Origin of the sequence: Rubrivivax sp. JA1055, from assembly GCF_020966565.1 — a bacterium.
GTDB classification, from domain to species: Bacteria; Pseudomonadota; Gammaproteobacteria; order Burkholderiales; family Burkholderiaceae_C; genus Rubrivivax; species Rubrivivax benzoatilyticus.
The window spans coordinates 1,453,647-1,477,743 of sequence record NZ_JAJKFP010000006.1 but is presented as its reverse complement, the minus strand read 5'-3'; the positions used below and the strand labels follow the sequence as shown (position 1 = coordinate 1,477,743).

The window sequence follows — 24,097 nt, the reverse complement described above, 5'->3', positions numbered from 1 at the left end:
TCCGGCGGGGGCCGTCCCGCCGAACCCCTGCACCGCGGACCCCGCGGGGTCCGCCTCCATCGCACGAGGACCACCATGCAAGCCATCCATCCCACGCTGGCCACGCGTTTCGGCCACCGCACCCACGTCCTGCGCAGCCACGAGCCGCTGGCCGAGGACCAGATCCGCGCCGTGGCGCCTTCGGTGTTCGCCGAGGGCAAGCACGCCAGCCGTTCCGAGCGCTACACCTACATCCCGACCATCGAGGTGCTGCGCGGCCTCAAGCGCGAAGGCTTCGAGCCCTACATGGCCGCCCAGGGCCACAGCCGGCTGGAGGACCGGCGTGCGTTCACCAAGCACATGCTGCGGCTGCGCCATGCCGGCCAGGTGCAGGCGACCGAGACCCGGGCACGCGACACCGTCAACGAGATCATCCTCATCAACAGCCACGACGGCGGCAGCTCTTACCAGATGCTCGCCGGGCTGTTCCGCTTCGTCTGCTGCAACGGCCTGGTCGTCGGCGACGTCGTCGAGGACATCCGCATCCCGCACAAGGGCGACGTGCGCGGCGAGGTCATCGAGGGCGCGTTCCGGGTGCTGGAGGAGTTCGACGAGGTCGACGAGCACGCCGAGGCCATGAAGGCGCTGCCGCTGGAGCACGGCGAGGAGATCGCGTTCGCGACCGCCGCGCTGGCGCTGCGCTTCGGCGAGCGTGCGCTGGAGGAGGGCGGCCACGTGCCGGCGCCGGTGACGGCCGAGCAGTTGGTGGAGGCCCGGCGGCCCGAGGACCTGGGCCACAGCCTGTGGACCACCTTCCAGCGGGTGCAGGAGAACGTCATGCAGGGCGGGCAGGCGGGTCGCAGCCCTCGCGGGCGCCGGATCTCGACGCGCCCCGTGGGCAGCATCGACCGCGCCGTGAGCCTCAACCGCGCGCTCTGGATGCTGGCCGAGGAGATGCGCAAGCTGAAGGCCTGAGCCGCCCCCGAGCCCCGGGCGCTGGATCCGGGGCCGAATCCAGCGCGTCGGCGGACCTCAGGTCCGCCGACCATCAGAGGTCAGTGCGGCCGCCGCGGCCGCGGGAGCCTGCCATGGACGACACCGACGACGTCGGCCGCGTGGTCGACGAGTTCTTCCTCTACACGCAGCGCGTCACGCCGGCGACCGAGAAGGGCGCTCAGGCCTTCGAACGCCTGCTGCGCTTGGCCGAGCACCACGACTCGGGCCAGGTCGCCCGTGTCGCCGGCTTCATCGCCAGCGTGCACGACGGCGCCACCTTCCGCTGGGATCCGTTCGAGCTGCGCATGCTGGACGTCGAGATCAGCGATGACATGCTGGCCTGCCTGGACGCGCTGCGCTGGGGCCAGCACGACCTGCATCGCCTGGTGCCCGACGGCGAGCGCCGCGTGCTGCAGGTGCTGCGTGCCTGGGCCCTCGTCCCGACCGCGGCCACTCCCGACACCGGAGCCCCGCGATGAAGACGCTCGTCCTCGCCAACCAGAAAGGCGGTGTCGGCAAGTCCGCCGTCGCCACGCTGCTCGCCCACCACCTGCGCCGCGCCGGCCGCCGCGTGCTCGCGCTGGACCTGGACCACCAGGGCAACCTCAGCAGCGTGCTGCAGCGCTCCGGGCGTCCGTTGGTGGCCTCCGTCACGGCCGACCTGCTGCTGACCCAGGCGCAGGTCGACGTGCCGGCCGAGCCCTTCGTGCTCGTGCCGGCCGCCGACCCGCTGCTCTGGCTCGAACGGCAGCCGGCGCAGCACACGCCGTTCGCGCGCAACCTGCGCGCGTTCCTGCGGGCGCAGGCCGGCCGCTTCGACGTCTGCATCGTCGACACCAACCCCAACCCCGACATCCGCCTCATCGCCGCGCTGGCGTCGGCCGACTTCGTGCTGTCGCCGATCCAGCTCAACCAGGAGGCGATCGACGGCGTGCGCGGCCTGCTGCACCACCCACGTGTCGGCGTGCACAAGATCCGCGCGCTGCTGAACCCGGCGCTGCAGCTGGTCGGCCTGCTGCCGGTGATGGTGGAGGCGACGCCGTTCCAGCGCGCCAACTTCGCCGAGATCGTGCGCCACCACCAGTCGCTGCTGATCCCGCTGACCGACAAGCCCGGCGAGTTCGCGTTCATCCCCAAGCGCTCGGCCGTCGCCGAGGCGCAGGCGAGCGGCGACCTGCTCTGGGAGATGAAGAAGACCGCCGCGCGCGACGCCTGGGCCGAGATCGAGCCGACGATGCGGCGCCTGGCCCAGATCATCGACCCGCAGGAGCAGCGCCATGCCGCTTGACCTGACCGTGCTGGACGACGCCGCGCCCGCGCCGGCCGGCGGCGCACCGCTGGAACTGCCGATCGACACGATCGACGAAGACCCCGAGCAGCCGCGTTTCGAGTTCGACGACGAGGCACTGGCCGAACTGGCCGAGACCATCCGCCAGCGTGGGGTGCGTCAGCCGGTGTCGGTGCGCCCGCATCCCGACGAGCCCGGCCGCTGGATGCTGAACTTCGGCGCGCGGCGGCTGCGTGCGTCGCGCATGGCCGGACGCCAGACCGTGCCCGCCTTCGTCGACTTGGCCGCCGACAGCTATGACCAGGTCATCGAGAACGAGCAGCGCCAGAACCTGCAGCCGCTGGAACTGGCGCTGTTCGTGCAGCGGCGGTTGCGGGCGGGCGAGACGCAGGCGGAGGTGGCGCGGTGCTTGGGCAAGTCTCGGGCATACGTCACGTATGTGGTTGCACTGATCGACGCCCCGGATCCGGTGATGGCGCTCTATCGCAGCGGCCGGTGCCGCGGGCTGACGGAGCTTTATGACCTAAGGCGGCTGTTCGAGCTGCAGCCGCAGGCGGTGACCGAATGGCTCAACACGGCGGACAAGGTGACTCGGACCGAGATCGATCGGCTGAAGCACGAACTGCAGTCGCCCACGGTGACCGTCTTTGAAGCGCTTGCACAAGATGCCCGCTCGGCTGGTAGTGGACCTGTCAGGAACACCGGCAACATGGAGCCTCACCCCCAGGCAGAGGCCGCGACCGCCGAATCTGCTGCCTCAATCCCTGTTCCTGCGGCCGGCACCAGGGCCTGTCCGCCTGACGCGTCTCACGGCACACGCCCACCGTCCCGGTGGCAGCTGATCGCGGAGGTCGAGGGCACCGATGTCGTGGTCGAAATGCGCCGCCTTCCGCAGAGCGAAGAGCAGGTGTTCGTTTCTGGCCTCGGCACCAAGGACGTGGTCGCGGTCGACATCGACCGCCTGCGAGCGCTCCGTCTCGTTCGCACGGCGGCTTGAGGCGGCCTCAGCGGCGATAGGCGCCGGTGGTGCCTGTTCTTCCTCGCAAGTTGCGCAGCCTCATCAGTCGACCAACGCTTGTTAAGCCGCTAAACACGCAGTGGATGCGGCGATGGCACGCGCAGGCGCTGCTGGACGGTCTCCCGCTCGCGGACCCGGTGCTCCCGCCGGCGGACATCAACTCCGCCTCAGGATCATCTCGTTGGCGTAGGGCACGAAGCCCAGGGCGCGGTACATGGGTGCCGCTTCTTGCGACGCCGCAAGGCTGAAGACACGGACACCGGCTTCAGTGCAGGCGCCCATCACCTTGTCGACGAGCGCCTTGGCGATGCCTCGCTTGCGCCAGGGCAAATCGGTGTAGACGTTGACGATGCGTGCGCGAGTGCCTGATGCGTCGCCCCGCGTCGGCCCCCAGTCGAGCAGGACGGCGCCGGCGCCTCCCACCACCTGGCCTGCGGCTTCAGCGACGAAGCCGATGTACGTCCCGCGCTCGATGCGCGAGACGACCCACGCGGCATAGGCGTCGATGTCTTCCTGCGGTTCGTTCCGGAAGTAACGATGCCGGGCGATGCCCGCTGCATCGTCGGGGCCGACCGTGCGCACAGTCCAGGTGGCAGTCATTCGAGCATTGTGCCGGCCGAACTGCTCGGCTCGTGGCCCGTTCGAGTGTTCAGCGGCTTAACAGCGGCAGCCGTTTCCCGAGGCCCGTGTGCCTTCCGGTCGCCAAGCGCGGACCGTCCGAAGGTCCGATCGTGCTCCGCTTGCCGTGCTGGAACTCGGCCCGATTCCAGCGCAAGCCAAGCAACGATCCAGGCCAATACTGAAGTCCAGATGAGTGCAGGATAGGCGCCGTGGCGCCGATGTAAGACAAGTGCGCCGCCACGGTGAGTTCGCACGCAGCGGCGCGCTCGGACCCCGTGTCGCCGAAGCTTCAGGCTCCGCTGTCCAACTGCCTCGCCGGGCCCTTGAAGACGTTGTGCATGTTCCAGGCGAGGTAGGGCGCTGCCGGCCGCATGCTCGTGTGCTGAGGAGCCAGCAATGGCCGACCGTGATGCCGCAGGGCGCCATCGCCGCTGCGGTCGCCGGCGATGGCGTGCTGGCTGAAGACGACGCGCAGGTCATGCGGTTCGACCGTGAATGCCCCGAGGTCGAACAACTTGTGGTGCAGGGCGCAGAGCGCGAGGCCGTTGGTTTCGACATCCGGCCCGCCTACGTGGTGCCACTGGATGTGCGCAGCCTCCAGGCCCGCAGCGATCGTGCCGATGCGCAGGTCGAAGCCGCAGACGCAGCACCGGTACTCGTAGGCCCGCAGCACCCGCTCGCGGAAGGCGGGGTCGCGACGGCGTCGTTCCGCATTCGCATACGCAGGCGGCGCTGGCTCGCCCGTGAACGCGACGGACGGCCGATGGAGCGTCAGGCCGACCGCTGCGGCAATGTCGGTGTGCAGCGTCGCCGGGAACGCCGCCTCCAGCACGCGCGACGCAACCGCTTCCAGAAGGCCGGGCACCTCGCGCAGTGCGCGGTCCACTTCGGCCGGAAAGCCGCCCTCGACATGGCCTGCGCGCAGTTCGCCGAGGTTCGGCGTCGCGCCGGGCGGGCGGCTCAGCAACTCCCGTGGGCCTCGCAGTTCCCATAGCGCTCCGCCGCCATCGGTAGCCAGGTGCCAGAACGGGTAATGCCGTGACTTGGGGGCGCTGCTGGGACCGAACTCGGTAAGCAGGGCGCGCAGTGGCGCGTCGACCGTGCCGAAGTCGACCAGCCGCTGCTCTCCCCGTTGCACGCGCGCCAGCGCCAGCAGGATCAGCAGCGGCTTGTGCGGCGCGTACACGCCTGCGCGCTGGGCGCGGCGCAAGCCGTCGAACGCTTCGAGAATGCGTTGAGCTTCGATCATGAGGGATCGCTGCGGGACTTGGGCCAGTCGTCCGCCTGGTCCGGGAAGAGCCAGCGAACACCGCCCCGTGGGCCCGCGAAGTCTTGCGCGAACCGTGGGTTGAGGTATGCGTGCAGATTCGGCAGGGGATGCCGGCAGAACGGGAAGGGCGGGGATGCCGTCATCTGAAGCGCTCAGGCTGCGAGCCGCGCCGCCATCTTCTTCGTCGACGAGGCGACGAACTTCGCTAGCCGCTCGGCCAGCGTGTGGGCCGAAGGCGACAGCGCCGGTGCCACCTGCTGCACCGCCTGGCTCATCGCGGCAGGCAAGCGCGCCGCGACGTCGGCGGCCTGCTGCTTCAGATAGCGCGGCTGCATGCCGAGCTGCCGGGCGAGCAGCATCAGGTGCTCCGCTCCAAGATCACCGGGCCGTACCTCGCCGCCGATCGCGAACGCGAACTCCGGTGACAGGCCCGGATACAGCCGTGTGCACATCAGGTCGTAGAACGGCGTCAGCCTCACGCCCTGGCCCGGCACGCTGTAGAGCGACAGGTTCTTGGCGTGGCTGTCGTTGTTGCCGACATAGACGTTGAAGAACACCCAGCGCACCAGGTGGCGCAGGTCCGGCGCCGGCTGGGCGCTGTAGCGTCTGACCAGCTCCGCGCAGGCGGCCAGTCCTGGCCCGCCTTCCTTCTCGTACTTGCGGTCCGACAGCGTGCCGGCCAGCTGGCACAGGTCGTATTGGACCAGCCGCGCCAGCGTGCCGTCCGGACGCGCCATGCGGTCGAAACGGCGCACGACGCAGGACTCGGTGAGCGGCTCGTAGAACACCTCGGCCGTCGGCAGCCCGCAGAGGGCTGCGGCCCGCATCACGATCGCCTCGTTGGCCGCGGAGTGCCACACCTTGGCCAGGCGGCGGATGTTGGGCTTGAGGATGTGGGTCGAAGGCGAGGTGCCCTTGGGCAGGCGCGGCACGCCGTCGTCGAAGATCGCGATGCTGGTCTTGTCCTGCGCGCCGGCCAGCGAGATGCGCGCGCCTTCGCCCTGAAGGTCGATCGCCGACGCCGAGCGCTTGCCGATGATGGCGGCGATGGCTTCCCAGGTGGTCGGCTCGTAGCGCGGTGGCTCGGGCGTCTGGCCGGGCGGCACGAGCACGCAGGCGCCGGCCGTGTCGCCCGCCACTTCGAGCAGCAGCGAGAACAGCGTCGAGGCTTTGCGCTGTGCGGCCAGGTACTCGCGCAGGTCGCCCTCGGGCAGCAGGTTCTCGAAGAATGCCTGCACGGCGGCCGAATCCTGCCGGCCCGGCTGCAGTGCGATCGTGGCCAGCGACATGCGCTGCCCCCCGGCCAGCCAGCCGGGCGCGTACTCGAACGCCAGCGGCGTGCTGTCGTGCACCGTGCCGACCAGCTCGCTGCCGCACCAGACGTCCAGGCGATCGGGCCTCGGGTCCATCAGCGGCCCCTCACAGCGAGCGTGACGCCTTGGTGCGCACCACGACCTCCAGGCCCAGCAGGTCCAGGATGTCCAGCGCCTTCTGCAACTGCACCGTGGGCTTGCCGTTCTCCAGGTCGACGATGAAGCGGTTGCCGGTGTTGCCCAGGCCGGCCAGGTCCAGTTGCGTCAGGGCCAACTGCTTGCGCTGGCCGCGGATGGCGGCGCCCAGATCGGCGGAGCAGCGGATCGGGGTCTCCCTGTTATCGGAGTGACCGACCGGTAAATTATTGGTAGGGGGTGGCATTGTCGTCGCTTAAAGTTACCTATCGGTCATTCTCTGTGTCAGCCCGCTGGAGGTCAAACGGAAAGTGACGGAGCGGTAATTTTGGGGGCTTGCGGCTTCGGCGTGTCAGTCATTCGGGGCGAAGAGCCGTGACGCCAGCCGGGACGGCCCACTGGTCGTCTTGGCGCCGCAGGTCGTGCTCGACGAACGCACTGCCGTCGCTCTCCTGGGCCATTTGAAGGCTTTACCCATGCTGCCCGCATGCAGGTGAGTGGCCGACTCTTGCCGGCCTTGCTCTTTCAGCGGATGGGGTGCACGTCTTCCCGGCTGCTCATGCGCCCAGGCGATTCCGTGCTGACGCAGCAGGGCTCTCAGGCGTTCGTTTTCGGCCTGGAGGCGAGCGATCTGTTGGCGTTCGTCTCCGGGCATTGCGCGCGGTCCCTTGGCTCAGGCTCCGCGCTTCTCGGCGGGCCAAGGGAGTGAGGTGTAGAGCGCGCAAACCAGCCGATAGGCATCTTCGAAGGCGGGAAGTCCACCGTCGACCTCGGCTGCCAGGCTGTCGTAGTCCGCACGTGCCATGGCCTTGACCTGGGCGTCCAGGATGGACTCCGGCCCGGCGGTGATGTCACGTTCGGCGCAGGACTGCCGGAGCACGTCCAGCAGGCGTCGCCGTTCGATCTCGTTCGCCGGTGTTACGCCGTGTGTCACCAGCAGGTGGAGGTCGTACACGTCCTGCCGGCGGTTCCGGCGCCGCACCGGTTGCTGCAGCAGGGAGCGCAGCTTCTCGGCGATGACGTTGAGATGGCTGTAGGCCTGCAGTTCCTGGCCGTCGCTCAAGCGCAGGATCTCGATGTCCAGAACGGCTTCGTTGTAGCTGTAGTCGATCTCGACCACCAGGGGCGACTGCAGTTGCACAAGGCGCTGCAGTTGGCGGGCATTGCTGCGAGGGGCATACCCGATGCCGATGGTCAGCGTGGGGAACGTGGCATCGACGCGCGGTGGATTGAGCTTGGCCCGTTGTCGCCGGCATACGGTGTCGTAGCCGAACGCGTCGTTGGCCCGTTCTAGCTGCTGGTCGAGTTCGGCCAGCAATGCCTGCTCGGACCCGGGCGCGTACTTCTCGCGGGTCGAGAAATCGACGTCACGGGTAAAGCGAGTGCTGTCGTACCGGATGGCCATGAGCAGGCCGCCCTTCATGATCATCTGGGTCCGCAGCGGTGCCGAGTCGCTGATCGCGGAGATGACGATGTGCACTGCCTCGCGAAAGCCGCGATGCCGTTCGTCGGCGCGCGACACCCAGGCGGCCAGATCGACAGGGCTCAGTTGCGGGTCACTCGCCATCGGCATCGTCTTCGGCGCCTTGAAGCTGTGGCACGTTGATCGAAAGTTTCCAGGTCTCGGAGTAGTCGGCCGCGTACTCGGCATCTGGGTCGAGCTTGCGCGAACCGCCGCGCTGTGCGAACGCCTTCCAGGCTTCGGTGGCCGGGAGTGACAAGTGGCAGACATCGGTCAGCACATAGCCGGCCCGAACCTTGTCGATGGGGGCGCCGTGGCGATCGATCTCGTCGACGATGAGGTTCGCATAGCGCTTGGCTTGGCCTCGATAGATGTCCAGCACGTGCTGCATGCCGCCGCAGAGTCCGGGCTCCCGCAGCATGTCGAGGAACGTGCGGCCGACCGTGGCCACGCACAGTGGGGAGCCCGCGATCCGGCGGAACGCGCCCATCTGGCTGCGCTCCTGGAACTGGATGACGGTTCGGTCGACCGCCGCCAGGGCGGGGCGTGTCAGCCGCGGCAGGCCGGACGCCTTGTAGCGCTCGAGCAGGTCACCGAGATCTCTGCTCATCCGCTGACTGGCTTGCCTGCGCCATTCCTTCAGCGGGGGGGTGGACATGAACAGCGTCTTCGGAAACCGATCCGTGAGCCCGTGGTACTCCATCGCGCTGAGGTGTGAGACGTACGCGAACGGATCAAGACTGCACGCGATCTCCGCCGGCATCGCCGTCTTGCGCCCGAAGAGTCGGTATCCAGCGGGGGTGGATGCTGTCGACGGGATCGGGGACAGCAGGCGCACCTCAATCAGCGACTGGACCACGGCCTGGTAGGCGGGCTTCAAGGTGGCCGGCGGCGGTGTGGTTTTGTTCGTGGCCAGTGCCGCGAAGAGCAGTCGTCCGAGGTCGTAGGGGGACACGGCGGGCGCATCGATTGCCGCAAGCGCGTCGGCCAAGGCAGGAAGCGCCGGGTAGTTTGCCGGCGGTGCAGCTTGAATTTGTGCAGTCCGAGTCATGTACGCTGCGTCCTAAGGACGCAGCGTACATGACTCGGGCACGAACTCCAATCCCTAACCCTCTTTTTTGGTCTATGATGGCCCTGTACAATACGTCCTAAGGACGTATTGTACAGGGCCATCGGCTGATCATCTGCTTCGCGTGCGGTTCTCGTCCACCCGCGTGCTTCCCGCGAGTGTGGCCAAGCTGCACGCGGCACGGGCGGGTGAGCCGTCAGTTTTGGAGCAGCCTGTGGCGCGACAACCGTCTCAGCGCGTTGCTGCAGGTCTTTCCTGGCTCCACCGTTCGACGTCCACGCGTCGCCACCCGATCGACCTCTCGCTCAACTGGACCGGCTTCGGGAAGGTCTGCCGGTCAATCATCCGGTAGATCGTCGACCGCCCCAGGCCAGTCAGTCGCATGACCGACTGCAGACGCATGAAGCCCTCGGGTTCCGCGGACGGCCGAAGGCTGCGGGCATTGAAGCTGTACGGCATGGCGTTCTCCAGGGGCGTTGCCACGCATTCACTCTAGTCCCGCGCTGTTCGCCGGCGGCCGCTGGATTCCGCCGGAATTCCTGGCCCAGTCGAGTCGGGTTCCTCTCAGCCAAGCTCTACCGAGTGCCGGAGCGCACAGTGGCGCTCAGCCCTTGGCTTCGGCTCCTCCATCGGCCAGGTCCGAAGCCCTGAACCGGCTCCGCGGTGACGTCTGGCTCTCCTCGATCTCCCCAGCCGCCAGCTTCCTCAGCATCTCGGCCCACACCCCCAGCGCCCGGCGCCGTTCGTCGAAGTAGTCGTAGCGGTTGTAGGTGCCCTCGACGTCGCGCAGCTTGTGGTTCAACGAGCGTTCGGCGACGAAGCGGTCGACGCCGAGCGCGGCCATGTGGCTGCGTGCGGTGCGGCGCATGTCGTGGACCGTGAAGTGCTCGACGCCGTCGAGTTCCAGCCGCCGAAGTGCCAGGTTCAACGTGTCGGGGCTGACGTGCGGGAACCGGTTGCGCTGCCCTGTGTCTGGGCGGATCCCGACGCGGCGTCGCGGCGGGAAGAGGTGGTCGCTGCCGCAGGCCAGCACCCGCACTTCGTTCAGCCACGCCAGCACGGGCTCGGTCAGCGGGATCTCGATGCGGGCGCCGGTTTTCGTGCGCTCGGGCCGCAGCAGCCAGACGCCCGCTTCGAGATCGAAGTCGTCCCAGCATGCGCCCAGCAGTTCCATCTTGCGCACGCACAACGCGAGCAGCAGCCAGACGGACAGCTCGTTGATGCGTCCGAAGCTCGGCGTGTTGCGCATCGCCTTGGCCAGCGCCTGCAGTTCGGCGGTGCTGAGCCAGCGCTCGCGCGGCCGTTCGGTGCCACCGGCGTCGCTGAGGTCGAAGCTTGCCGCGGGGTTGCGGTCCATCCACTGCCGCTTCATCGCGAAGTGGAACATCCGGAACAGGATGCGCAGCGCGTCGTTGGCGATCGTCGGCGCGCCGCGCTTCACGGTGAGCGTCAGCACCTGGTCGATGTGGTGCTCCCGCAAGTCGACGATCTGCACCGTGCCGATGACCGGGTACACGTGCCGCTCCAGGATGCGTTCGACGACCTTCGGGTGCTTGTAGCGCTCGGCGATGTGCCGCGCATGCCAGAGCTTGCCGAGTTCGCGCACGTCCCGGGCGTCGGCCAGGCGCGCCTTCACGTCCTGCTTGGCAGCCGCGATGTCCACGCCCTGCTGGACCTGCGCCCGGTCGCGTCGCGCCAGTTCGCGTGCGTCCTTGAGCGAGAGGTCGGGGTAGCGCCCCAGGACCTTCTCGCGTTGTCGCCCGCCGATGCGATAGCGCAGGATCCACGACGCCTTGCCGACGCCCGCCGACGCGTCGCTGGCGATGAACGTCAGCCCGTCGCCGATGCTCTTGTTGGTGGGGCCGGCAGCGAGCCAGGCTCGCAGTGTCCGATCGGTAATGCTCTTCTCAGTCCCAGTCACGGTACTTCTCCGTTTTGGGTGTGAGGTTCGCCGGCCGAATGGGCCGGCGAGGTGTGAGGTTCGGGCCCGAACCTCACAGTAAACCTCACACGGTTCACGCACTTCGGCGGAACCGCCTGAGACGTCCTGGTCTCCAAAAGACCAGGAACATCAAGGGGTTAGGTGCGTTTTTGGGACGCCCCGAACACCCCCGAAAACCTACTCGATGTTTTGCACCTGCTCGCGCATCTGCTCCACGAGCACCTTCATCTCCACGGAGATCGCGGTCAGCTCGATCGCCGGCGACTTCGATCCCAGCGTGTTCGCTTCGCGCTGCAGTTCCTGGATCAGGAAGTCCAGGCGCTTGCCTAGTTCGCCGCCCTTCTTCAGCAGGCGTTCGATCTCGTCGAGGTGCGAGCGCAGCCGGGTCAGCTCCTCGGCGACGTCGATGCGGATCGCGAACGCGGCGGCTTCGGCCATTGCGCGCTCCTGCAGCGTCGCGGCCGGCACGCTGTTGCCGGCGTTGGCGCCGGCCAGCGCTTCGTTCCAGCGCTCCAGGAACCGTTGCTGCTGGCGCTGCACCACCTGCGGCACCAGCGGCTCGGCCTTGTCGGCCAGTTCGCGCAGCTTGCCCAGGCGGTCCATCAGCATCGCCACCAGGCGCTTGCCTTCGCGGGCACGGGCGTCCTTCAGGCCTTCGATGCACTGGCGCGCGGCTTCCAGCGCCGCCTCGTCCAGGCGCTCGCCGCCGGCGCCGTTGCGGCACCACTGCAGCACCTCGTTGACCGACAGGCCACGCGCCTGCGGCATCCAGCCCTGCACCGAGCTTTCCAGGCGCAGCAGCCGGTTCAGCTGCTCCGGGTTGGGGTTGGGCCAGGCCGAATCGCTGTCGCGCTGCGCCGAGATGCGCATCTCGATCTTGCCGCGCCGGAAGGCCGTGCCGAGCAGGTCGCGCAGCGCAGGTTCCAGGCCCCGAAGGTCGTCCGGCATCCTGAACGACAGGTCCAGAAAACGGCCGTTGACCGAGCGCGCCTCCACTGAAACGGAGGACGCCGCGCCACCGTCTCCGGCCGGGGCCGAAGCGGCGTTGGCATACCCCGTCATGCTATAAACCGCCATCGGATCCCACCCTTCGAAAAGCCCGGCGATTATGTCAAAGCCCAAACCTGCTCCGCTGCCTTCGGGCACCGTGGTCGGGGGCTACCAGATCGTCAAGAAGCTCGCGGCCGGGGGCTTCGGCGTCGTCTATCTGGCCGAGGGCCAGGACCGCCAGCTCGTCGCGATCAAGGAGTACCTGCCGTCTTCACTGGCCGAGCGTTCGGCCGGCGAGCTGACGCCTCGCGTCAAGCCCGACAAGCAGCCGCTGTATCGCCTGGGCCTCAAGAGCTTCTTCGAAGAAGGCCGCTCGCTCGCGCAGATCAGCCACCCGAGCGTCGTCTCGGTGCTGAACTTCTTCCGCGAGAACGAGACCGTCTACATGGTGATGAACTACCTGCAGGGCGACACGCTGCAGGACTTCATCGTCACCGCGCGCGACCTCAAGCGCGACAAGGTGTTCCGCGAGAGCACGATCCGCAGCCTGTTCGACGAGATCCTGCGCGGCCTGCGCATCGTGCACCAGCACAAGATGCTGCACCTGGACATCAAGCCGGCCAACGTCTTCATCACCAACGACAACAAGGCGGTGCTGCTGGACTTCGGCGCCGCGCGCGAGGTGCTGTCCAAGGAAGGCAACTTCATCCGGCCGATGTACACGCCGGGTTTCGCCGCGCCGGAGATGTACCGCCGCGACGGCTCGCTGGGCCCGTGGACCGACATCTACGCCATCGGCGCCTGCATCTACGCCTGCATGCAGGGCTACCCGCCCAACGACGCGCCGCAGCGCCTGGAGAAAGACCGCCTGGCGCTGTCGCTCTCGCGGCTGCGCAACGTCTACTCGGACAACCTCATCGAGGTCACCGAGTGGTGCATGTCGCTGGACCCGCTGTCGCGCCCGCAGAGCGTGTTCGCGCTGCAGAAGGAGCTGGCGCGCGAGACCGAGCGCCGCTACACCAAGCTGAGCTTCAGCGAGCGGCTCAAGCTGCAGATCGAGACCATCAAGACCGGCCAGAAGGCCTGACGCCCGATGCGCTTCGCCGTCTACCAGGTCAGCCGCAAGGGCGGCCGCGAGAAGAACGAAGACCGCATGGGCTACTGCTACACGCGGGACGCCGGGCTCTTCGCGCTGGCCGACGGCATGGGCGGGCACCCGGAAGGCGAGGTCGCGGCGCAGCTGGCGCTGCAGACGCTGGCGGCGATCTTCCAGCGCGAGGCGCGGCCCTCGCTGCGCGAGCCGGTGCGCACGCTGCACGACGCGATCCTCGCCGCGCACCACCAGTTGCTGCGTTATGCCGGTGATCGTGCGCTTGGCGACACGCCGCGCACCACGGTCGTCGCCTGCGTGCTGCAGGGCAACCAGGCGTTCTGGGCGCACTGCGGCGACTCGCGCCTGTACCTGGTGCGTGGCGACAAGCTGATCGCGCGCACGCGCGACCACTCGTACTCCGAGCTGCAGGACACGCTGGCCCAGGTCGTGCCGATGGGCGAGCGCATGAACCGCAACGTCCTGTTCACCTGCCTGGGCAGCCCCGGCAAGCCGGTCGTCGACACCGCCGGGCCGCTGGTGCTGCAGTCCGGCGACCGCATCCTGCTGTGCTCCGACGGCCTGTGGGGCCACCTCAGCGACGCGGTGATCGCCGAGCAGCTGGCGCGCCGCCCGATCTCCGACGCCGTGCCCGAGCTCGTCGAGCAGGCGCTGCGACTGGGTGGCGCGCGCAGCGACAACGTCACCGCGATCGCCGTCGAGTGGGAATGCGCCGAGGACGGCGACAACGCGGTCGGCGTCTCCACGTTGTCGCTCGGCGAGCAGGTCTTCGCGTCGACGATCCAGGCCAGCATGGCGGGCGAGCCGGCCGACGAACTCGACGAAGCCGAGATCGAACGCTCGATACGCGAGATCAACGAGGCGATCCGGCGCTCATCGCAGAAGCGGTGAGTGCCGGATGGCTGGCGCTGTCCGTCGGGCTCCCCGGCCCCTGCAGCAGGGGCTCCAGTTCGGTGAGCGTGGAGGATGGGGCGGGGCGGCGACAATGTCGGCTTCGTTTTCGATCCTCCCGCCATGACCTTCGTCCGCTCCAGCGGCCGTGCGCACGATGCGCTGCGGCCCGTCACGATCACCCGCCACTACACCAAGCACGCCGAAGGCTCGGTCCTGGTCTGCTTCGGCGACACGCAGGTCCTCTGTACCGCGTCGGTCGAGGAGAAGGTGCCGCCGCACAAGCGCGGCAGCGGCGAGGGCTGGGTGACGGCCGAGTACGGCATGCTGCCGCGCGCCACGCACACGCGCGGCGACCGCGAGGCCGCGCGCGGCAAGCAGAGCGGGCGCACGCAGGAGATCCAGCGGCTCATCGGCCGCTCGCTGCGCACGGTGTTCGACCTTGCCGCGCTCGGCGAACGCAGCATCCTGATCGACTGCGACGTGCTGCAGGCCGACGGCGGCACGCGCACCGCGGCGATCACCGGCGCCTTCGTCGCCGCGCAGGACGCCGTCAACTGGCTGCTCGCCCAGGGCAAGATCGCCGCCTCGCCGATCCGCGACCAGGTCGCCGCGATCTCGGTCGGCATCGTGCAGGGCACGCCGCTGCTGGACCTCGAGTACATCGAGGACTCGGCCTGCGACACCGACATGAACGTCGTGATGACCGGCTCCGGCGGCTTCGTCGAGATCCAGGGCACGGCCGAAGGCGTGCCGTTCACGCGCGCCGAGATGGACGCGCTGCTGGCGCTGGCCGGCAAGGGCATCACCGAGCTGGCGGCCGCGCAGCGCGCGGCGCTGGCCGCCTGACGGGAGCATCGCGATGCGCCTCGTGCTGGCGTCGAACAACGCGAAGAAGCTCAAGGAGCTGCGCGCGCTCTTCGGCACGCTGCCCATCGAGCTGGTGCCGCAAGGCGAACTCGGCGTCACCGAGGCCGACGAGCCGCACCACACCTTCGTCGAGAACGCGCTGGCCAAGGCGCGCCACGCCGCGCGTGCCGTCGGCGGCGCGGCCATCGCCGACGACTCGGGGCTGTGCGTCGACGCGCTCGGCGGCGCGCCGGGCGTGATCTCGGCGCACTACGCGCCGCTGCCGGCCGAGGCCGCCGCGCTGGCCGACCGCGAGGCGCGCCGCGCTGCGCAGGATGCGGCCAACAACACGCTGCTGCTGCAGCGCATGGCCGGCGTCGCCGACCGCCGCGTGGCCTTCGTCAGCGTCATCGTCGCGCTGCGCCATGCCGACGACCCCGAGCCGCTGGTCGCCGCCGGGCGCTGGAACGCCGAGCTGCTGGCCGAGCGCCGCGGCAGCGGCGGCTTCGGCTACGACCCGCTGGTCCACGTGCCCGAACTCGGCGCGACGGTGGCCGAGCTCGACGCGGCGACGAAGAACGCGCATAGCCACCGCGCCCGTGCCGCGGCTCGCATGATCACCTTGATGCAGGACGCCTGGCACCTTGGCTGATCCCCGCGCCGAAGCGACGCTGCGCTGGCTGAAACCTGGCGCCGTGCGCCTGGACGCGCTGCCGCCGCTGTCGCTGTACCTGCACGTGCCCTGGTGCCTGCGCAAGTGCCCGTACTGCGACTTCAACTCGCACGAGCTGGGCGGCGGCCGGCCCGACACGGCGCTGCAGTCGCGGTACGTAGCCGCGCTGATCGCCGACCTCGAGGCCGCGCTGCCGCTGGTCTGGGGCCGGCCGGTGATCAGCGTCTTCATCGGTGGCGGCACGCCCAGCCTGCTGGAGCCGGCCATGGTCGACCGGCTGCTGGCCGCGGTGCGTGCGCGCCTGCCGCTGGAGCCCGGCTGCGAGATCACGCTGGAAGCCAATCCCGGCACCTTCGAGCGCGAACGCTTCGCCGCCTTCCGCGCCGCTGGCGTGACGCGGCTGTCGGTCGGCGTGCAGAGCTTCGACGACGCCGCGCTGGCCGCCATCGGCCGCGTGCACGACGGTGCCCAGGCGCGCGCCGCGCTCGAAGAAGCGGCGCGCGCCTTCGACACCTTCAACCTCGACCTGATGTACGCGCTGCCCGGCCAGGACCTGGCAGCGCTGGCGCGCGACCTCGACACGGCGCTGTCCTTCGCGCCGCCGCATCTGTCGATCTACCACCTGAGCCTGGAGCCGAACACACGTTTCGCCACGCGCCCGCCCGAAGGCCTGCCCGACGACGACCTGGCCAGCGACATGCTGGACCTGATCGCCGAACGCACCGCGGCTGGCGGCCTGGCGCGCTACGAGGTCTCGGCTTTCGCGCGGCCGGGCCACCGCTGCGTGCACAACCAGAACTACTGGCACTTCGGCGACTACCTGGGCCTGGGCGCCGGCGCGCACGGCAAGCTGTCGTTCGCCGAACGTGTCGTGCGCCAGGTGCGCTGGCGCGAGCCGCAGGCCTATGTCGAGCAGGCGCTGGCCGGCCACGCGGTGTCCAACGAGCACGAGGTCGGTGCCGCCGAGCTGCCGTTCGAGTTCATGCTCAACGCGCTGCGTCTGCGCGAGGGTTTCGAGCCGGGCCTGTTCGCCGAACGCACCGGCCTGTCGCCGACGGCGCTGGAGCCGGGCCTGACGCAGGCGCTGGCGCGCGGCCTGCTGGAGCGCCAGGGCACCCGCCTCGTGCCGACGGTGCGCGGTTTCGACTTCCTCTCGGACCTGCAGCAGCTGTTCCTGGCGCCGTCCTGAGCCGCCGGCTCAGACGTGCAGCAGCTTGAGCCCGGCGACGACGAGCAGCGCCGCGATCGCCGGCCGCAGCAGGCCCTCGGGCATGCGCGTGCTCAGGTGCGAGCCGATGATGATCCCGGGGATCGAGCCGATCAGCAGCGTGCCCAGCAGCACGAGGTCGACGTTGCCCAGCAGCAGGTGGCCGGTGCCGGCGACGATGGTCAGCGGGATCGCGTGCACGATGTCGGTGCCCACCAGCCGCGACGGCGTCATCCGGAACGGGTACAGGTAGACCAGCATCACCGCGCCCAGCGCCCCGGCGCCGATCGAGGTCAGCGTCACCAGCAGGCCGAGCACGGCGCCGGCGACGACGGTCAGCGCCGGCTGCCAGCGCTTGAAGTCGACCGGCGAGACGGTGCGCAGCTTCAGGCCCACGGCCTGCACGCGCTTCTTGAAGACCATCGCCACCGCGGTGAGCAGCAGCACGGCGCCCAACGCGCTCATCAGCAGCCCGCTCTTGAGCTGCGAGGCGTTGCTCAGGTGCAGCCAGGCCAGCGTCGCCAGCGAGGCCGGCAGGCTGCCCAGGCACAGCAGCTTGAGCACCTCGCGGTCGACGGTGCCGCGCGAGTGGTGCACGAAGCCGCCGACCGACTTGGTGATGGCCGCGAACCAGAGGTCGGTGCCGATCGCCGACGCCGGCGCCACGCCGAACAGCAGCACGAGGATCGGCGTCATCAGCGCCCCGCCGCCGACGCCGGTGATGCCGACGACGGTGCCGACACCGAAGCCGGCGATGGCGTTCACCCACCACGCGTCCAAATAAGTTCCTTGCAGACTTTGCCCGCGTCGATCCTACCGGCAGGCATGAAGACCCGCTGCCGCCGGCCCCTCCCGACGGGGGAGCAAGCTCCGGGCCGGCCTGCGGCCCGGGGCCGCGTGGTTCAGACGCGGGTCGTCGCCAGGCCGGCGGTGCTGCGCAGGCGCTCGATCAGCGCCGTGGCGATGCGCTGCAGCGGCAGCACCTCGTGCGCCGCGCCGTGGGCGATGGCTTCGCGCGGCATGCCGAAGACGACGCAGCTCGCCTCGTCCTGGGCGACATTCCAGCTGCCGGCGTCGCGCATCTCGCGCATCGCGCGCGCGCCGTCGGCGCCCATGCCGGTCAGCATCACGCCCAGCGCGTTCGGGCCGACTACCCGCGCCGCCGACTGGAACAGCACCTCGACCGAGGGCTTGTGGCGGTTGACCGGGTCGCCGTCGCGCACGCGGGCGATGTAGTTGGCGCCCGAGCGCTCCACCGACAGGTGCAGGCCGCCCGGGGCGATGTAGGCGTGGCCGGGCAGCACACGCTCGCCGTCCACCGCCTCGGCGACGCGGATGCGTGCCAGGCCGTTCAGCCGCGCGGCATAGCTCTTCGTGAAGCCCGGCGGCATGTGCTGGGTGATCATCACCGCCGGCGCGTCCGGCGGCAGCTGGGTGATGACCTCGCGCGTGGCCTCGGTGCCGCCGGTGGAGGCGCCGATGAAGATGATCTTCTCGGTCGACAGCCGGCCCAGCGGGCTCACCGTCGCCGGGCGGGCGGCGCCGGGAGTGGCGGCGGCCGGCGCCGGCGCCGCAGCCAGGCGGTGCACACGCGCCTTGGCGGCGGTGCGGATCTTCTCGGTGATGTCGTCGCCGAGCTGGCGCAGGCCGTCGGCGACGCCGATCTTGGGCTTGGAGACGAAGTCGACGGCGCCGAGTTCCAGCGCCTTCATCGTCACCTCGGCGCCGCGTTCGGTCAGCGTCGAGACCATCACCACCGGCATCGGCCGCAGCCGCATCAGCCGCGACAGGAAGTCGATGCCGTCCATGCGCGGCATCTCGACGTCCAGCGTGATGACGTCGGGGTTCAGGTTGCGGATCATCTCGCGCGCCACCAGCGGGTCGGCGGCGGCGCCGACACAGGTCATGTCCGGCTGGCGGTTGATGATCTCGGCCAGAAGGCCGCGCACGAGGGCTGAATCGTCGACGACGACGACGCGGGTCTTGCTCATCCTGACGGTCTCCTGCGTGCTTGTCGCCGTGTTCAGAACAGGTCGATGCTGCCGCCGCTGCTGCCGGCGGGCACTCGCTGCGACGCCGCCGCGCGTTCCTGGGCCACCAGCGCCTCGGTGTTGGCCGAAGCGAGCTTCTTGACCATCGCCTTGCCGCTGTGCGGCAGGAAACACACCTTGCGCGGGTAGATGTCGAGCACGTCCTTGCTGACCACCGTGATGCGCTCGGTGCGCAGGTAGTCCATGACGAAGGTCGTGTTGCGCTCGCCGACGTTGATGCTGTTCATGCCGCTGATGACCGCGCCGCCGCCGAAGACCTTGGCCTCCATCGTCGAGCGCGTGGCGCCGCGCTTGATCATCTCGTTGATCAGCAGTTCCATCGCGAACGAGCCGTAGCGGCCGCAGTCGGCCGAGCCGCCGGCGTCGGGCAGCATGAAGTGGTTCATGCCGCCGAGTTTCTTCTCGCGGTCCCACAGGCACGCGGCGATGCACGAGCCCAGCGTCGTCATGATGAGGATGTCCTCGTCGTGCACGAAGAACTCGCCGGGCAGCACCTTGACCGCCTCGTTGCGGAAGTGCGAGTCGTAGAAGAAGAACGAGGCCTCGCCCGGGCGGCGCGATGCGCTCTTCAGACGCTCCAGGCGCGAGGGCCCGGCGGGCGCACGCGCGGCGGGCGCCGCGGACAGGGAGGCGATTGACATGGCCGTCTTATCGTCCGTTTCGGATCCGTTCTTGAGCCGGGACCGTGTCGGCGGCCTCAGACACGCTCGTAGATCGTCTTTCCGCGCAATCTGAACAGGTCGCGCGAGTCGGTGAAGTTCTCCGAGTGGCCGACGTAGAGCAGGCCGCCGGGCTTCATCGCCGCGTGCGTGCGCTCCAGCACCTTGCGCTGGGTCGGGTTGTCGAAATAGATCATCACGTTGCGGCAGAACACGATGTCGAACGGGTCGCCCAGTGCCGACCAGCTCGTGCTCATCAGGTTGAACGTGCGGAACTCGACCAGCCGCGACAGCTCGGGCTTGACGCGGATGAAGCCCTCGTTCTTGGCCGTGCCGCGCATGAAGTGGCGCTTCAGGCGCTCGGGCGACAGGCCGCGGGCGTCGGCGGTGTAGACGCCGCGGCTGGCCGTGGCCAGCACCTTGGTGTCGATGTCGCTGCACAGGATCTTCGCCTGCGCCGAGGTGCCCAGCGTCTCGACGACGGTCATCGCCAGCGAATACGGCTCCTCGCCGGTGGACGCGGCGTTGCACCAGATGCGGATCGGCTTGGAGGCGCGCGCGCGCAGGTCCTCGACGAGGGCGTGGAAGTGGTGTTCCTCGCGGAAGAAGGCCGTCAGGTTGGTGGTCAGGCAGTTCACGAACTCCTGCCACTCGTGGTCGGAGCCGCCGCGTTCGAGCGCCTGCAGGTAGCTCGAGAAGTCTCGGTAGCCGGTCTCGCGCAGGCGGCGCGACAGACGGCTGTAGACCATCGCCTGCTTGCCCGCGTGCAGGCTGATGCCGGCGCGCTGGTAGATCAGCTGGCGGATGCGTTCGAAATCGGCCGCCGAGAGCGTGAACTCCTGGTCGGCGACAGCGGCCAGCACGGGAAGGGCGGCGTTCATGGCAGGCATTCGCGCCGCGCGTGCGGCGCGGCCTGGGATGTTGGTTCCGGTCGACAGTGTCGCGGTGTGCGGCGCGGCCGTGGTCCGGAGTTGTGCGGCGTTTTCCGCTCAGATCTCTTTTGCGGCCGTTCGCGGCCCCGGCTAGACTGGTGCTTTCCCGGGGAGTGGCGTCGTCGCTGCCGGGAATGACACCCTTGGACTGTCCCCGTCACCCCCCAGCCGATCCGCCTGTGACGCTTCGCCTGAACGAGGCGCTGCAACTGCTCGCCCATTCGGGCCTGCCCGAGCCCACGGGCGAGCCCGGCAGCGTGCAGTGGATGCAGCGCCTCATCGACGCCCTGGTCGACCTGTCCAGCCGTGACGCGCTCACCGGCCTGGCCAACCGTCGCGCCTTCCAGCTCGCGCTGGAGCGCGAGATCGACCGTGTCGCCCGCAGCGGCGAGCCGGCGCTGATGCTGGTGGCCGACATCGACCACTTCAAGCTCGTCAACGACCGCCACGGCCATGCCGCCGGCGACGAGGTGATCCGCGCCGTCGCCGCCGTGCTGGCCGACAGCGTGCGGCCGATGGACCTCGTCGCGCGTGTCGGCGGCGAGGAGTTCGCGATCATCCTGCCCAACTGCCCGCACACCTTCGGCCTGACCGTCGCCGAGCGCATCCGCCAGAAGGTCGAGCGCATGAGCGTGTCTGTCGGCAACGGCCGCGCGCTGTCGGTGAGCGTCAGCGTCGGCGGTGCCTTCGCACCGCAGTGGGTGCGTTCCACACCGGCGCTGTGGCTCGAACGCGCCGACCTGCAGCTCTACGCCGCCAAGGCCGCCGGCCGCAACCGCGTGCTGCTCGAACCGACCGCCGACTCGCACGTCAGCCACGACGAGAAGCGGCTGCTGTTCGACTCCACGAGCTTCCAGGACTTCCTATGACCGACGGTACCCCGCCGGCCGCCGTGCCCACCCGAGACGACGCCTCCCGCGCCGCGCGGCCGCGTGCGCGCATCAGCGCGATCACCAGCGGCAAGGGCGGCGTCGGCAAGACCTTCGTCGACGCCAACCTGGCCGCCGCGCTGGCGCGCCAGGGCCGCCGCGTGCTCGTGCTCGACGCCGACCTGGGGCTGGCCAACCTGGACGTCGTGCTCAACCTGTATCCCAAGCTGACGCTGCACGACGTCTTCACCGGCAAGTGCTCGCTCGAGGACGCGCTGCTGCCGGCGCCGGGCGGCTTCACGGTGCTGCTCGCCGGCTCGGGCATGGTCGAGTACTCGCGCATGACGCCCGAGGTGCGTGACCAGCTGCAGCGCGTGATCTCCGAGGTCGCGCCGCGCTTCGACCACGTCATCCTCGACACCGGCGCCGGCATCTCCGACGTCGTGCTCTACACGGTGTCGCTGGCCGACGACGCGATCGTCGTCGCCACGCCCGAGCCGACCTCGCTGACCGACGCCTACGCGACGATCAAGGTCCTGGCGACGACCCAGGGCCGGCGCCTGATCCAGACGCTGGTCAACCAGGCACGACGTCCCGGCGAGGGGCGTGCCGTTCGCCAGCAGCTGCAGGCCGTCGTCGACCGCTACGTCGCGCCGTCGCTGGACGGGCCGGTGCGCCTGGACCTGCTCGGCGAGCTGCCTGCCGATCCCGCGGTGCGCGAAGCCGTGCTGCGCCGCCAGCTGCTGCTGGAAAGCCTGCCCGGGACGCCGGCGGCGATCGCCATGGTCGGCGTCGCGACGCGGCTGCTGTCCCTCGTCGACGGGGCGCGGTGAGCGCCGCCGAAGCCGCGCCGACGCCGTTCGTGCGCCTGGGTGGCGAGGCCGGCGTGCGCACGCTGGTCGACCGCTTCTACGACCTGATGGAGCTGGAGCCGGCCTATGCGGCGCTGCGGGCGATGCACCCCCAAAGCCTGGACGGCTCGCGCGACAAGCTGTTCTGGTTCCTCTGCGGCTGGCTTGGCGGGCCGGATCACTATGTCCAGCGTTTCGGCCACCCGCGGCTGCGTGCGCGCCACCTGCCGTACGCGATCGGCATCGCCGAACGCGACCAGTGGATGGCCTGCATGATCCAGGCGCTGGGCGACTGCGGCCTCGAGCCCGCACTGGCCGACCGGCTGACCGAGTCGCTGTTCGGCACCGCCGACTGGATGCGCAACCAGGGCGGGTGAAGCGGGACGCCCGGGGTCAGGGACGCCCGGGGTCAGGTCTCTCGAGACCTGACCCCGCCGCTGCGGGAGATGCCCGGGGTCAGGTCTTTCGAGACCTGACCCCGTCGCTGCGCTGACCCCGTCGCTGCGTGACCCCGTCGCTGCGAGACCTGACCCCGCCGCTGCGGGCTGGCCCGAGGGGCCGGCTGTCCGTGCTCACCCCAGCAGCACGATCAGCGCCCCGGCGCCGCCCTGCGGCCCGGTGGCCTGGGCGAAGGCGATGACCTCCTCGCACTGCGCCAGCCAGCGCTGCGCCTTGACCTTCAGCACCGGCTTGCGCCCCGGCGAGCCGTGGCCCTTGCCGTGCACGACGCGCACGCAGCGCTGGCCGCGCTGCAGCGCCTCGCGCACGAAGCGCACCAGCGCGTCGCGGGCTTCGTCGCGGCGCAGGCCGTGCAGGTCGACCTCGGCCTGGATCGACCAGTGGCCGCGGCGGAGTTTGGTGACGACGTCGGGGCCGACGCCGAAGCGGCGGAAGGACAGGCCGTCGTCGGTCAGCAGCAGCGACTCGACGTCGACCTCGTCGGACAGCGTCGCGCGCAGCGCCTCGCGCTCGTCGGCCTCGCGCTGGCGCGGCAGCGGCGCCGGGCGGGCGCGGTGCACGTGGGCGCGGCCGTGCGGCCGCAGCGCATGCACCGGGCCGACGGCATGGGCGAAGACGCGGCGCTGGGCCTCGGCTTCGGCGGCCTCGCGGCGTTCGCGCTCGGCGCGTTCGGCGGCTTCGCGCTCGCGCCGCGCGATCGCTTCGCGCAGCGCCTGCAGTTCCTTCAGGCTGGAGACCTTCACACCAGCCCCCGCTCGGCCATCGACACCACCTGGCCGCGGCCGACGACGAGGTGGTCGAGCACGCGCACGTCCAGCAGCTGCAGCGCCTGGCGCAGCGTCTGCGTCAGGAACTCGTCGGCGCGCGACGGTTCGGCGACGCCCGACGGGTGGTTGTGCGCCAGGATCACCGCGCCGGCGTTGAGCGCCAGCGCCCGGCGCGCCACCTCGCGCGGGTAGACGCTGGTCTGGGTCAGCGTGCCGTGGAACATCTCCTCCATCACGATCAGGCGGTGCTGGCTGTCGAGGAACAGCACCGCGAAGACCTCGTGCTCCCGGCCGGCCAGCTGCAGCGCGACGTAGTCCTTGACCTTGTCCGGCGAGTCGAACACCGGCGCGGCGCGCACCTTGGCGGCCAGCGCGCGGCGCGCCAGCTCCATCACCGCCAGCAGCTCGGCCTGCTTGGCCGGCCCCAGGCCCTTGACCCGGCCCAGCGTGGCCGGCGTCGCGGCCAGCAGCCCGCCGGCGCCGCCGCAGGCCGCGAGCACACGCTGCGCGAGCTCGAACACGCCCTCGCCGGGCAGCCCGGTGCGCAGCAGCAGCGCCAGCAGCTCGCCGTCGGCGAGCGCGCCCGGGCCGCGCTGGAGCAGCTTCTCGCGCGGGCGCTGGTCGGCGGGCAGGTCCTTCAGGAGGGGCATGGGGCGGCTCTTACAATGGCCGCAACCAGTCTATCGTCAGCGACG

The 24,097-nt window shown here is 69.9% G+C and carries 27 protein-coding genes; 12 read left to right on the top strand and 15 right to left on the bottom strand.

The window, feature by feature from the left end:
- Positions 1–75 precede the first annotated feature (75 nt).
- The 4 genes from LOC65_RS16175 to LOC65_RS16160 all read left to right on the top strand — a co-directional run bounded on the left by LOC65_RS16175 (position 76) and on the right by LOC65_RS16160 (position 3,260).
- Positions 76–954 (top strand): DUF932 domain-containing protein, encoded by an 879-nt coding sequence (locus LOC65_RS16175; protein ID WP_230248244.1) that lies wholly within the window; start codon positions 76–78, stop codon positions 952–954.
- A gap of 113 nt (positions 955–1,067) precedes the next feature.
- Positions 1,068–1,454, top strand: a complete 387-nt coding sequence (locus LOC65_RS16170; RefSeq protein WP_230248243.1) for a hypothetical protein — start codon at positions 1,068–1,070, stop codon at positions 1,452–1,454.
- Entirely contained in the window at positions 1,451–2,263 is an 813-nt protein-coding gene (locus LOC65_RS16165; protein ID WP_230248242.1) for a ParA family protein, read from the top strand. Before LOC65_RS16170 ends, LOC65_RS16165 begins: the two co-directional genes overlap by 4 nt.
- On the top strand, positions 2,253–3,260 hold the full coding sequence (locus LOC65_RS16160; RefSeq protein ID WP_230248241.1) for a ParB/RepB/Spo0J family partition protein: 1,008 nt from the start codon (positions 2,253–2,255) through the stop codon (positions 3,258–3,260). The genes LOC65_RS16165 and LOC65_RS16160 overlap by 11 nt, the downstream gene beginning before the upstream one ends.
- 177 nt (positions 3,261–3,437) lie before the next feature.
- Here LOC65_RS16160 and LOC65_RS16155 read toward each other — a convergent pair whose 3' ends face one another.
- The 9 genes from LOC65_RS16155 to LOC65_RS16115 all read right to left on the bottom strand — a co-directional run bounded on the left by LOC65_RS16155 (position 3,438) and on the right by LOC65_RS16115 (position 12,170).
- Positions 3,438–3,881 carry a GNAT family N-acetyltransferase gene (locus LOC65_RS16155; protein ID WP_230248240.1) on the bottom strand — a complete coding sequence of 148 codons (444 nt, stop codon included), beginning with the start codon at positions 3,879–3,881 and terminating at the stop codon, positions 3,438–3,440.
- Between the two features lie 310 nt (positions 3,882–4,191).
- On the bottom strand, positions 4,192–5,151 hold the full coding sequence (locus LOC65_RS16150; protein ID WP_230248239.1) for a phosphorothioated DNA-binding restriction endonuclease: 960 nt from the start codon (positions 5,149–5,151) through the stop codon (positions 4,192–4,194).
- Between the two features lie 173 nt (positions 5,152–5,324).
- Entirely contained in the window at positions 5,325–6,581 is a 1,257-nt protein-coding gene (locus tag LOC65_RS16145; protein WP_230248238.1) for a type II toxin-antitoxin system HipA family toxin, read from the bottom strand.
- A gap of 10 nt (positions 6,582–6,591) precedes the next feature.
- The gene (locus LOC65_RS19525) at positions 6,592–6,759 is read right to left on the bottom strand and encodes a hypothetical protein (protein WP_310736936.1); all 168 of its coding nucleotides are present in this window, start codon (positions 6,757–6,759) and stop codon (positions 6,592–6,594) included.
- 534 nt (positions 6,760–7,293) lie between these two features.
- The gene (locus tag LOC65_RS16135) at positions 7,294–8,187 is read right to left on the bottom strand and encodes a nucleotidyl transferase AbiEii/AbiGii toxin family protein (protein WP_230248236.1); all 894 of its coding nucleotides are present in this window, start codon (positions 8,185–8,187) and stop codon (positions 7,294–7,296) included.
- Positions 8,177–9,073 carry a hypothetical protein gene (locus tag LOC65_RS16130; protein ID WP_230248235.1) on the bottom strand — a complete coding sequence of 299 codons (897 nt, stop codon included), beginning with the start codon at positions 9,071–9,073 and terminating at the stop codon, positions 8,177–8,179. Before LOC65_RS16130 ends, LOC65_RS16135 begins: the two co-directional genes overlap by 11 nt.
- 309 nt (positions 9,074–9,382) lie before the next feature.
- Positions 9,383–9,610 (bottom strand): AlpA family transcriptional regulator, encoded by a 228-nt coding sequence (locus LOC65_RS16125; RefSeq protein WP_230248234.1) that lies wholly within the window; start codon positions 9,608–9,610, stop codon positions 9,383–9,385.
- Positions 9,611–9,755: 145 nt separating this feature from the next.
- The gene (locus LOC65_RS19520) at positions 9,756–11,174 is read right to left on the bottom strand and encodes a site-specific integrase (protein WP_230248233.1); all 1,419 of its coding nucleotides are present in this window, start codon (positions 11,172–11,174) and stop codon (positions 9,756–9,758) included.
- 96 nt (positions 11,175–11,270) lie between these two features.
- Positions 11,271–12,170, bottom strand: a complete 900-nt coding sequence (locus LOC65_RS16115) for a YicC/YloC family endoribonuclease (protein WP_081666893.1) — start codon at positions 12,168–12,170, stop codon at positions 11,271–11,273.
- Positions 12,171–12,201: 31 nt separating this feature from the next.
- On the opposite strand from LOC65_RS16115, the gene LOC65_RS16110 reads away from it, so the two are divergent.
- From LOC65_RS16110 to hemW, 5 genes are all read left to right on the top strand, one after another.
- A complete protein-coding gene (locus tag LOC65_RS16110; RefSeq protein WP_029718643.1) occupies positions 12,202–13,170 on the top strand; it encodes a serine/threonine-protein kinase in 969 nt (322 codons plus the stop codon).
- Between the two features lie 6 nt (positions 13,171–13,176).
- Positions 13,177–14,085: a PP2C family serine/threonine-protein phosphatase gene (locus LOC65_RS16105; protein ID WP_230248232.1), complete on the top strand. Its 909-nt coding sequence runs from the start codon at positions 13,177–13,179 to the stop codon at positions 14,083–14,085.
- Between the two features lie 123 nt (positions 14,086–14,208).
- Complete coding sequence (rph, locus tag LOC65_RS16100; RefSeq protein ID WP_230248231.1) at positions 14,209–14,934, top strand: ribonuclease PH; 726 nt, start codon at positions 14,209–14,211, stop codon at positions 14,932–14,934.
- 13 nt (positions 14,935–14,947) lie between these two features.
- Positions 14,948–15,586 (top strand): non-canonical purine NTP pyrophosphatase, encoded by a 639-nt coding sequence (locus tag LOC65_RS16095; protein WP_230248230.1) that lies wholly within the window; start codon positions 14,948–14,950, stop codon positions 15,584–15,586.
- A complete protein-coding gene (gene hemW / locus LOC65_RS16090) occupies positions 15,579–16,796 on the top strand; it encodes a radical SAM family heme chaperone HemW (RefSeq protein WP_230248229.1) in 1,218 nt (405 codons plus the stop codon). The genes LOC65_RS16095 and hemW overlap by 8 nt, the downstream gene beginning before the upstream one ends.
- A gap of 9 nt (positions 16,797–16,805) precedes the next feature.
- Here hemW and LOC65_RS16085 read toward each other — a convergent pair whose 3' ends face one another.
- The 4 genes from LOC65_RS16085 to LOC65_RS16070 form a co-directional block, all read right to left on the bottom strand.
- On the bottom strand, positions 16,806–17,579 hold the full coding sequence (locus LOC65_RS16085; protein WP_404947952.1) for a sulfite exporter TauE/SafE family protein: 774 nt from the start codon (positions 17,577–17,579) through the stop codon (positions 16,806–16,808).
- 137 nt (positions 17,580–17,716) lie between these two features.
- Positions 17,717–18,805, bottom strand: a complete 1,089-nt coding sequence (locus LOC65_RS16080) for a chemotaxis response regulator protein-glutamate methylesterase (RefSeq protein WP_009858912.1) — start codon at positions 18,803–18,805, stop codon at positions 17,717–17,719.
- Between the two features lie 32 nt (positions 18,806–18,837).
- On the bottom strand, positions 18,838–19,506 hold the full coding sequence (gene cheD / locus LOC65_RS16075) for a chemoreceptor glutamine deamidase CheD (protein WP_009858911.1): 669 nt from the start codon (positions 19,504–19,506) through the stop codon (positions 18,838–18,840).
- A 56-nt stretch (positions 19,507–19,562) separates the two neighbouring features.
- On the bottom strand, positions 19,563–20,405 hold the full coding sequence (locus LOC65_RS16070; RefSeq protein ID WP_206023463.1) for a CheR family methyltransferase: 843 nt from the start codon (positions 20,403–20,405) through the stop codon (positions 19,563–19,565).
- 185 nt (positions 20,406–20,590) lie between these two features.
- Here LOC65_RS16070 and LOC65_RS16065 point away from each other — a divergent pair, with 185 nt between their 5' ends.
- The 3 genes from LOC65_RS16065 to LOC65_RS16055 are packed head-to-tail and all read left to right on the top strand — an operon-like array spanning position 20,591 to position 22,553.
- On the top strand, positions 20,591–21,325 hold the full coding sequence (locus LOC65_RS16065; RefSeq protein WP_029718640.1) for a GGDEF domain-containing protein: 735 nt from the start codon (positions 20,591–20,593) through the stop codon (positions 21,323–21,325).
- Positions 21,322–22,158 carry a MinD/ParA family protein gene (locus LOC65_RS16060; RefSeq protein ID WP_230248228.1) on the top strand — a complete coding sequence of 279 codons (837 nt, stop codon included), beginning with the start codon at positions 21,322–21,324 and terminating at the stop codon, positions 22,156–22,158. Before LOC65_RS16065 ends, LOC65_RS16060 begins: the two co-directional genes overlap by 4 nt.
- Entirely contained in the window at positions 22,155–22,553 is a 399-nt protein-coding gene (locus LOC65_RS16055) for a group II truncated hemoglobin (RefSeq protein WP_009858907.1), read from the top strand. Before LOC65_RS16060 ends, LOC65_RS16055 begins: the two co-directional genes overlap by 4 nt.
- A 195-nt stretch (positions 22,554–22,748) precedes the next feature.
- Here LOC65_RS16055 and LOC65_RS16050 read toward each other — a convergent pair whose 3' ends face one another.
- Positions 22,749–23,378, bottom strand: coding sequence for a Smr/MutS family protein (locus LOC65_RS16050; protein WP_230248227.1), 630 nt, complete (start codon positions 23,376–23,378; stop codon positions 22,749–22,751).
- Positions 23,375–24,052 carry a DNA repair protein RadC gene (gene radC / locus LOC65_RS16045; protein WP_009858905.1) on the bottom strand — a complete coding sequence of 226 codons (678 nt, stop codon included), beginning with the start codon at positions 24,050–24,052 and terminating at the stop codon, positions 23,375–23,377. The genes LOC65_RS16050 and radC overlap by 4 nt, the downstream gene beginning before the upstream one ends.
- Positions 24,053–24,097: the final 45 nt, after the last annotated feature.

What these genes read in the sequence shown, in the direction of transcription:
- LOC65_RS16105 (WP_230248232.1), top strand. Translation starts at nt 13,177, where the DNA reads ATGCGCTTCGCCGTCTACCAGGTCAGCCGCAAGGGCGGCCGCGAGAAG.
- LOC65_RS16165 (WP_230248242.1), top strand. Translation starts at nt 1,451, where the DNA reads ATGAAGACGCTCGTCCTCGCCAACCAGAAAGGCGGTGTCGGCAAGTCC.
- rph (WP_230248231.1), top strand. Translation starts at nt 14,209, where the DNA reads ATGACCTTCGTCCGCTCCAGCGGCCGTGCGCACGATGCGCTGCGGCCC.
- LOC65_RS16150 (WP_230248239.1), bottom strand. Translation starts at nt 5,151, where the DNA reads ATGATCGAAGCTCAACGCATTCTCGAAGCGTTCGACGGCTTGCGCCGC.
- LOC65_RS16170 (WP_230248243.1), top strand. Translation starts at nt 1,068, where the DNA reads ATGGACGACACCGACGACGTCGGCCGCGTGGTCGACGAGTTCTTCCTC.
- LOC65_RS16135 (WP_230248236.1), bottom strand. Translation starts at nt 8,187, where the DNA reads ATGGCGAGTGACCCGCAACTGAGCCCTGTCGATCTGGCCGCCTGGGTG.
- LOC65_RS16115 (WP_081666893.1), bottom strand. Translation starts at nt 12,170, where the DNA reads ATGGCGGTTTATAGCATGACGGGGTATGCCAACGCCGCTTCGGCCCCG.
- LOC65_RS16155 (WP_230248240.1), bottom strand. Translation starts at nt 3,881, where the DNA reads ATGACTGCCACCTGGACTGTGCGCACGGTCGGCCCCGACGATGCAGCG.
- cheD (WP_009858911.1), bottom strand. Translation starts at nt 19,506, where the DNA reads ATGTCAATCGCCTCCCTGTCCGCGGCGCCCGCCGCGCGTGCGCCCGCC.
- LOC65_RS16160 (WP_230248241.1), top strand. Translation starts at nt 2,253, where the DNA reads ATGCCGCTTGACCTGACCGTGCTGGACGACGCCGCGCCCGCGCCGGCC.
- LOC65_RS16065 (WP_029718640.1), top strand. Translation starts at nt 20,591, where the DNA reads ATGACACCCTTGGACTGTCCCCGTCACCCCCCAGCCGATCCGCCTGTG.
- LOC65_RS16080 (WP_009858912.1), bottom strand. Translation starts at nt 18,805, where the DNA reads ATGAGCAAGACCCGCGTCGTCGTCGTCGACGATTCAGCCCTCGTGCGC.
- LOC65_RS16110 (WP_029718643.1), top strand. Translation starts at nt 12,202, where the DNA reads ATGTCAAAGCCCAAACCTGCTCCGCTGCCTTCGGGCACCGTGGTCGGG.
- LOC65_RS16095 (WP_230248230.1), top strand. Translation starts at nt 14,948, where the DNA reads ATGCGCCTCGTGCTGGCGTCGAACAACGCGAAGAAGCTCAAGGAGCTG.
- radC (WP_009858905.1), bottom strand. Translation starts at nt 24,052, where the DNA reads ATGCCCCTCCTGAAGGACCTGCCCGCCGACCAGCGCCCGCGCGAGAAG.
- LOC65_RS16145 (WP_230248238.1), bottom strand. Translation starts at nt 6,581, where the DNA reads ATGGACCCGAGGCCCGATCGCCTGGACGTCTGGTGCGGCAGCGAGCTG.
- LOC65_RS16070 (WP_206023463.1), bottom strand. Translation starts at nt 20,405, where the DNA reads ATGAACGCCGCCCTTCCCGTGCTGGCCGCTGTCGCCGACCAGGAGTTC.
- LOC65_RS16125 (WP_230248234.1), bottom strand. Translation starts at nt 9,610, where the DNA reads ATGCCGTACAGCTTCAATGCCCGCAGCCTTCGGCCGTCCGCGGAACCC.
- LOC65_RS16175 (WP_230248244.1), top strand. Translation starts at nt 76, where the DNA reads ATGCAAGCCATCCATCCCACGCTGGCCACGCGTTTCGGCCACCGCACC.
- LOC65_RS16060 (WP_230248228.1), top strand. Translation starts at nt 21,322, where the DNA reads ATGACCGACGGTACCCCGCCGGCCGCCGTGCCCACCCGAGACGACGCC.